Origin of the sequence: Pseudoalteromonas sp. MER144-MNA-CIBAN-0113 (genome assembly GCF_040308965.1) — a bacterium.
GTDB lineage: Bacteria > Pseudomonadota > Gammaproteobacteria > Enterobacterales > Alteromonadaceae > Pseudoalteromonas > Pseudoalteromonas tetraodonis.
Genome location: NZ_JBEOOG010000485.1, coordinates 1 through 251 on the forward strand (window position 1 = coordinate 1; position 251 = coordinate 251).

General features: G+C 42.6%; 1 protein-coding gene. It reads right to left on the bottom strand.

The annotated features are described in order from the left end of the window. Positions 1–251: peptidylprolyl isomerase (locus AAEY57_RS20605; protein ID WP_350608737.1), on the bottom strand; the 251-nt coding region annotated here is incomplete at both ends.

Consider the following 251-nt stretch of genomic DNA (forward strand, 5'->3'; position numbering starts at 1 on the left):
CACGAACATCTTGGACTTTTATAATATGAAAACCAGCACCAGAGCGCAGCGGACCAATAATAGCGCCTTGCTTTTTACCTTTTACGGCTTCAGCAAATAACGACGGCATTTCGTTAATGCCCATCCAACCTAGTTGTCCACCTTCAAGTGCTTGAGAGCCGCTTGATGATGAAATAGCAATGCGTTTAAATTCTTGCTCGTCATTAAGTAATTCAATTACTTTGTCTGCGCGCGTTTTAGCTGACGCAATT